The organism is Actinosynnema sp., assembly GCF_052038725.1.
Genome location: NZ_JBQGCX010000425.1, coordinates 1 through 5,324, shown reverse-complemented (window position 1 = coordinate 5,324; position 5,324 = coordinate 1). Strand labels below are relative to the sequence as shown.

6 protein-coding genes are annotated in these 5,324 nt (G+C 72.8%); 3 read left to right on the top strand and 3 right to left on the bottom strand.

Annotated elements, in window-relative coordinates; all coding sequences use genetic code 11:
- Nucleotides 1-1,128 (top strand): aldehyde dehydrogenase family protein (locus ACTUAL_RS08630; RefSeq protein WP_440899879.1); only part of this gene is annotated, 1,128 nt, incomplete at its 5' end.
- Nucleotides 1,129-1,711: 583 nt separating this feature from the next.
- Here the strand turns inward: ACTUAL_RS08630 and ACTUAL_RS08625 are convergent.
- The 3 genes from ACTUAL_RS08625 to ACTUAL_RS08615 all read right to left on the bottom strand — a co-directional run bounded on the left by ACTUAL_RS08625 (nt 1,712) and on the right by ACTUAL_RS08615 (nt 3,315).
- Nucleotides 1,712-1,891 carry a DUF397 domain-containing protein gene (locus ACTUAL_RS08625; protein WP_015800321.1) on the bottom strand — a complete coding sequence of 60 codons (180 nt, stop codon included), beginning with the start codon at nt 1,889-1,891 and terminating at the stop codon, nt 1,712-1,714.
- Nucleotides 1,888-2,742 (bottom strand): helix-turn-helix domain-containing protein, encoded by an 855-nt coding sequence (locus ACTUAL_RS08620; protein WP_096492086.1) that lies wholly within the window; start codon nt 2,740-2,742, stop codon nt 1,888-1,890. Before ACTUAL_RS08620 ends, ACTUAL_RS08625 begins: the two co-directional genes overlap by 4 nt.
- Nucleotides 2,743-2,886: 144 nt before the next feature.
- Nucleotides 2,887-3,315 carry an N-acetyltransferase family protein gene (locus ACTUAL_RS08615; RefSeq protein ID WP_440899878.1) on the bottom strand — a complete coding sequence of 143 codons (429 nt, stop codon included), beginning with the start codon at nt 3,313-3,315 and terminating at the stop codon, nt 2,887-2,889.
- A 92-nt stretch (nt 3,316-3,407) separates the two neighbouring features.
- On the opposite strand from ACTUAL_RS08615, the gene ACTUAL_RS08610 reads away from it, so the two are divergent.
- Both ACTUAL_RS08610 and ACTUAL_RS08605 read left to right on the top strand, forming a co-directional pair.
- Nucleotides 3,408-4,376, top strand: coding sequence for an ATP-binding cassette domain-containing protein (locus ACTUAL_RS08610; RefSeq protein WP_440899877.1), 969 nt, complete (start codon nt 3,408-3,410; stop codon nt 4,374-4,376).
- On the top strand, nt 4,373-5,176 hold the full coding sequence (locus ACTUAL_RS08605) for an ABC transporter permease (protein ID WP_440899876.1): 804 nt from the start codon (nt 4,373-4,375) through the stop codon (nt 5,174-5,176). Before ACTUAL_RS08610 ends, ACTUAL_RS08605 begins: the two co-directional genes overlap by 4 nt.
- Nucleotides 5,177-5,324 lie beyond the last annotated feature (148 nt).

The following is a 5,324-nucleotide window of genomic DNA, read 5'->3' as shown; positions in this document are numbered from 1 at the left end:
GAGCGGCGGCGGGTGCTGCGCCGGCGGGGGCCGGGTGGGGTGGGCTCCGCGTCGACCGGCCCGGGGGCGGTCTGGGTGGCGGGGGGCGCGCCGGCGTCGGCGCTGGCGGCGGGCTGCCCGGTGGTGGTGAAGTCCCACTCGGCGCACCCGAGCACGGCGCGCGAGACGGCGCGCGTGGTGGCGTCGGCGCTGCCCGCCGGGGTGTTCGGGATCGTGTACGGCACGCAGGCCGGGGTGGCGCTGGTGCGGCACCCGGCGGTGCGGGCGGTGGGCTTCACCGGCTCCACGGGCGGCGGGCGGGCGCTGTTCGACCTGGCCTCGTCGCGCCCGGACCCGATCCCGTTCTACGGGGAGCTGGGGAGCGTGAACCCGGCGGTGGTGCTGCCCGCGGCGGCGTCGGCGCGCGGGGCGGAGATCGCGGCGGGGTTCGCCGGGTCGCTGGTGATGGGCGTCGGCCAGTTCTGCACGAATCCGGGCCTGCTGTTCGCCCCCACCGGCCTGGTGCCCGCGCTGGCGGACGCGGTGTCGGCGTCGGCGGGCGGGGCGATGCTGAACGAGCGGATGCGCGACTCGTACCGGTCGGGCACCGAGGACCTGGCGGCGTCCGGGCTGGCGTCGCTGGTGGCCGAGGGCACGGCCCCGGAGGCGGGCTGGACGGCGGCGCCGAAGCTGTTCACCGTGCCGGTGGAGGTCTTCGAGGAGAACCGGGAGCGGCTGACCGAGGAGCACTTCGGCCCGGCGGGCGTCGTGGTGACCTACGACGATCCCGCGCGGGTGCTGGCGCTGCTGCCGTCGCTGCCGGGGACGCTGACGGGGACGGTGCACGCGGACCCGGAGGAGCACGGCCTGGCGGCGCAGGCGGCGGAGGCGCTGAGGGGCGTGGCGGGCCGGATCATCTTCAACGCCTGGCCGACCGGCGTGGCGGTGGCGTGGGGGATGCACCACGGCGGCCCGTGGCCCGCGACGACGAACCCGCTGCACACGTCGGTGGGGGCGACGTCGATCCGCAGGTGGCTGGCGCCGGTGACGTACCAGTCCTGGCCGGACGAGCTGCTGCCCCCGGAGCTGCAGTCGGGGAACCCGCTGGGGATCCCGAGGCGGGTGGACGGGGTGCTGGGGACGCGCTGAGGGCGGTTCCGGCGGACGGTCCCGACGGGCGGGGCGGCGGTCTTCGGACCGCCGCCCCGTTCCGCGCGAGGCGGTCCGGGGAAGCGCGGGGACGTGCCCGCCCCGTGGCGCGCACGTCCCAGTCCGCCCGCCACTTCCCATCACTCAATCCGAGTATTCCTCGCAATTCCCGAACTCCCTCGAACGCGCCAAAGCCGGGAGGCGGTCACAGGACTCGCCTCCCGGCTTTGCACGCACAACCGGACGACTCCGGCGAGGTCGCGAACCGGGATTACCCGGTTGGACCGAAGAAACTTCGGTCGGGGAACTTATTCACGGCGGGGTTCCGCGACATAGCGGAACATTATTCACACCGCGTTGGCCGGTTCGGGGGACGTTCACCCCCCGCCAGTAGGCCGAACGAGTGCACCGGGAAAACGACGACGCTGCCGTGGGTGGGTGCAATCGTTCTCAACCCGCGCCGACCGGGTGATTCACCCGGAGGGGTGTTCACCGCCATCCCCCGCGCGGGTGAGGGAAGGGGTCGGGATGGCCGTCGGCCGGGGCGGCGCCTCGTTGCGCCCGCCTTGTCCGTCGACGTGGATCAGGCCTGCACCAGCGTGGTGAGGAACGCCCGGAAGGGGCGGTCCGCGAAGGTCAGGCGCCCGTGGCCGGGGTTCTTGCTGTCGCGCACGTGTGTGGCTGTTCGACCCACTGCGAGCTCGACGCAGTTGTTGCCAGCGCCGGAATGGGTGCTCTTGCGCCACGTCTTGGTGTTGTTCATGTTTCCTTCAGTGCCGAAGCCATTTTTCGGATCAGCGAGACCGAGTCCTTGGGCGACAGTGCCAGCCCGCCAGCGATCTCGTCGAAGTGCAGGAGGTAATTCTGCACATCGGCGGGATTGTCCACCCACTTACCCCCGCCCGCGTACTCCAAGTACACGGCCGAGGGATCGCCGTCCTCGAATAGGAGGGCGGTTGCCCCGCCTCCTGACATGGTTCCGTAAGCACCGACGCTGAAAGGAATCACCCGAATGGTGGTGTTGGAATTCTGAGTGGCCTCCACGAGGTGCAGCAACTGCTCGCGCATGACCTCCGCCCCGCCGACGAGGCGGTGCAGCGCCGACTCGTCGATCACGGCGTCGAGCCGGACGGTGCGCAGCCTGCGCTGCCGACCGGCGAGCGCCGCCTTCGCCTGGTCGACGCTGACGCCCCCGTCGACGAACCGCTTGCCCGCCCGCCGGACCGCCGCCGCGTAGGCCGGGGTCTGCAGGAGGCCGGGGATCACGTTCATCTCCACGGTGCGGACCTCGGTCGCGTCCGCCTCCTGCCGCGCGTAGGTGCGCGCCTCGGGTGTGAACGCGGCGGCGTAGACCAACCGGGTCCCGTCCTGCTTCGCGTCCTCCCACAGCGCTTCGGCTTCACGCCGCTCCGCGTCGCTGGCCCCGTACAGGCCGAGCAGCGCCCCCAGCTCGGTCCAGCTGGGGCTGATGTACCCGTTCTCCATCCGCGACAGCGTCGACTGCGTCTTGCGGGTGAGCGCGTGGTAGTCGACCTCGGTCTTGCCCGCGCGCTTGCGCAGCGCGTTCAGGAACTGACCCAGCTTGCGCTTGCGGCGGGTCTGGACGGCTGCCATCGGACGCTCCTCCACCTCGGCACGATTCGCGAACACCCTAGTGAGGGGCGGCCGTTCACTCGATCGCCCACTTCCGGGTGCACGTACCCACCCAATAGCAGGAAAAAGCCGATGAGGCGGACGCGGCCCGCCGCGCTCACCCGGTCAGAGCGCCAGGCTGAGCCAGGTGGAGTCCTCCTCGGTGAAACCGCTGCGGCGGTAGAACCTTCGGGCCGCGTGGTTCGGGCGCTCGGTCTCCAGGAACACCCGCGACGCCCCGGCCGCGCGCGCCACGTCGGCCAGCTCCGCGAGCACCGCCGACCCGGTGCCCCTCCCCCGGTCGCGCACGTAGAACTCGTCGAGCAGCGCGTCGCGCCCGCCGGACTCCAGGGAGTACCCCCAGGTCAGCACCGCGTACCCGGTGTCGAACAGCCACACCCCGCCGTGCTCGTCCCCGCCCAGCAGCGGCCCCAGCGCGCGCACCAGCGCGTCGTGGTCGTAGTCGTGCCCGTCCACGAGGTAGAACTCCCGCACCAGCCCCAGCACGGCGCCCAGGTCCTCGGGCGCGGCTCTTCTGATCAGCACGCCGGTCATCGCACACCCGCGCCACCCGAACGGGCAATTCCCCCGTCCGGGTGAGCTGATGCGGACCGCTCCTGTCGGGGGTCACGACCATCATGGCCCGCATGGGAAACGTGATCACGGCCGAGGGCCTGGTCAAGCGCTACGGCTCGGTGGTGGCGCTGGACGGGCTCGACCTGGAGGTGCCCGAGGGCGCCGTCATGGGGCTGCTGGGCCCGAACGGGGCGGGTAAGACGACGGCGGTGCGGGTGCTGACCACGTTGCTGGAGGCGGACGGCGGCCGGGCGAGCGTGGCCGGGCTGGACGTGCGGACGCAGGCGCGCGAGCTGCGCGGCCGGATCGGGCTCTCCGGGCAGTACGCGGCGGTGGACGAGGCGCTGACCGGGTTCGAGAACCTGGACATGATCGGCAGGCTCTACCACCTGGGCAGGCGGCGCAGCCGCGAGCGGGCCCGCGAGCTGCTGGCCCGGTTCGACCTGGAGGAGGCGGGCGACCGGCCGGTGAGGGGCTACTCCGGCGGGATGCGCAGGCGGCTGGACCTGGCGGGCGCGCTGGTGGCCGAGCCGCCGGTGCTGTTCCTGGACGAGCCGACCACGGGCCTGGACCCGCGCAGCAGGCTCGGCATGTGGGAGGTGATCTCCGAGCTGGTGGCGGGCGGCACGACGCTGCTGCTGACCACCCAGTACCTGGAGGAGGCCGACCGGCTGGCCGACCGGATCGCGGGGATCGACCGGGGGCGGGTGATCGCGCTGGGCACGGCGGACGAGCTGAAGGACCAGGTGGGCGGCGAGCGGCTGGAGCTGGCGGTGGGCACGGCCGCCGACGCGGCGACGGCCTCGCGCGCGCTGGCGCCGCTGGCCGTGGGCGAGGTGGTGGTGGACGAGCGGTCGCACCGGCTGCTCGTTCCGGTGGCGGGCGGGGCGCGGGTGCTGGTGGAGGCGGTGCGCAGGCTCGACGCCGAGGCGGTGACGGTGCTGGACGTCGGCCGGCGGAGGCCGCCGCTGGACGACGTGTTCCAGGCGCTGACGGGGCGCGCGGCGGAGCTGGCCGAGGACGGGGAGGAAGACCGGTGAGCGCGTTCGTCCAGGCGCTGGGCGACAGCGCGGTGGTCGCCAGGCGCAACCTGATCAGGATCAAGCGGGTGCCGGACCTGCTGGTGTTCGCGACCCTGCAGCCGATCATGTTCGTGCTGCTGTTCAGCTACGTGTTCGGCGGCTCGATCGACATCCCCGGCATGGCGTACGAGGAGTTCCTGATGGCCGGGATCTTCGCGCAGACGGTGATCTTCGGGTCGACGACCACCGGCAGCGGGCTCGCCGAGGACATGCAGAAGGGCGTGATCGACCGGTTCCGCTCGCTGCCGATGGCGCGGTCGGCGGTGCTGGCCGGGCGCACGGCGAGCGACCTGGTCAGCAACGGCATCTCGGTGGTGGTGATGTCGCTGACCGGCCTGCTGGTGGGCTGGCGCGTCCACTCGTCGCCGCTGGAGGCGCTGGCGGGCTTCGCGCTGCTGCTGCTGTTCGCCTACGCCATGTCGTGGGTGATGGCGCTGGTGGGGCTGATGGTGCGCACGCCGGAGGTGTTCAACAACGCGAGCTTCATGGCGATCTTCCCGCTGACGTTCATCGCCAACACGTTCGTGCAGGAGGGCAACCTGCCCGGTCCGCTGAAGGTGTTCGCGCAGTGGAACCCGGTGTCGGCGGTGACGCAGGCGGCGCGGGTGCTGTTCGGCAACACCAACCCGATGTTCCCACCGCCGGACGCGTGGCCGCTCCAGCACCCGGTGCTCGCCACGCTCGGCTGGGTGGCGCTGATCCTGGCGGTGTTCGTGCCGCTGGCGACCCGCCAGTACCGCAGGGCGGTGAGCCGCTGACGCCGGTGGGCCCGCAGGTCGGGCGCACGGGTCGAGCACGCCGGTGAGCGGCCCCCCGGGGGCCGCTCCCCACGGGTAAATCGCGCCCCCGGCCGGGCGCGCCGACCGAGCCATGCCGCAAGTGCCCGACCCCGCTCCCCGGCGCGCG

Coding starts and splice junctions, on each gene's coding strand:
- ACTUAL_RS08615 (WP_440899878.1), bottom strand. CDS start 3,315: ATGACCGGCGTGCTGATCAGAAGAGCCGCGCCCGAGGACCTGGGCGCC.
- ACTUAL_RS08625 (WP_015800321.1), bottom strand. CDS start 1,891: ATGAACAACACCAAGACGTGGCGCAAGAGCACCCATTCCGGCGCTGGC.
- ACTUAL_RS08620 (WP_096492086.1), bottom strand. CDS start 2,742: ATGGCAGCCGTCCAGACCCGCCGCAAGCGCAAGCTGGGTCAGTTCCTG.
- ACTUAL_RS08610 (WP_440899877.1), top strand. CDS start 3,408: ATGGGAAACGTGATCACGGCCGAGGGCCTGGTCAAGCGCTACGGCTCG.